At 72.8% G+C, this 819-nt stretch carries 2 pseudogenes (1 of these 2 only partly in view); both read right to left on the bottom strand.

The features are described 5' to 3' along the window. A pseudogene (locus CCN33_RS23925) lies at positions 1–269 on the bottom strand (MscL family protein) (its annotated part extends 10 nt beyond the left edge of the window); the annotation flags it as partial. A 168-nt stretch (positions 270–437) separates the two neighbouring features. Next, positions 438–819, bottom strand: a pseudogene (locus CCN33_RS23920) (hypothetical protein); the annotation flags it as partial.

Genomic DNA, 819 nt, shown 5'->3' with positions numbered 1-819 from the left:
ATCAGGAAGCTGAGCGCCGCACCGGCCACCGAACCCCACATGATCGGCACGCCGCTCTCGACGCTGCCGTCCGCCGCGACCTTGCAGGGGTCCTTCAGGCACGAGCTGTAGTGGTCCAGGTTCTTGGTGCCGATCGCCCCGACCAGCGGGTTGATGATGCCCTTCACCACCGAGTTCACGATGTTGGTGAAGGCGGCACCGATGACCACCGCGACCGCCAGATCGATGACGTTGCCGCGCATCAGGAAGGCTTTGAAGCCGTCCAGAATGCTCGCCGCTTCCTTCTTCGCGTTCACCTCGGTGGATCTCCTCGTCGTGCACACAGGCTGGGGAACAGAGCGCTCCGCAACCTACGTCAAGGTGCGGCCACCCTGTCCAATCCCGCCGCCCGACCGAGCGACTCGACCGCACGCCTCCGCGGATGCCGCCGCCACGGCTCACCACAGCGTCACCGCCAGCCTGGCCATGGGATTCGCCCCCACCAGCCGAGCCGCCGTGGCACGGGGGACCGCCAGGACGACCAGCGCCCCCTCAGTGACGCTTCCCTCACCCGGCACACGCTCCAGCGGCTCCGGCAGCCGGACCACCCGGGCCCCGCGCGCCAGCACTCGCGCCGACCCGCCCCCCGCCGGGGCCGCGACCACGTCCACCCGGTCACCGGGACGCAGCAGCCGCACCGCGGCCGCGTCGGCGATGCGCACCGGCGCCCGCACCAGCTCACCCGGCCCGTGCCCTCGCACCGGACCGGCGGCCGGATGCCCGCGGGGCCCCTCGGCCGGCGGAGCACCGCCACCGGGTGAACGGGGGCCGGCCGCGACC

Origin of the sequence: Streptomyces recifensis, from assembly GCF_002154615.1 — a bacterium.
GTDB classification, from domain to species: Bacteria; Actinomycetota; Actinomycetes; order Streptomycetales; family Streptomycetaceae; genus Streptomyces; species Streptomyces griseoluteus.
The sequence above is the reverse complement of the archived record's forward strand: the minus strand, read 5'-3'. Positions and strand labels throughout refer to the sequence as shown.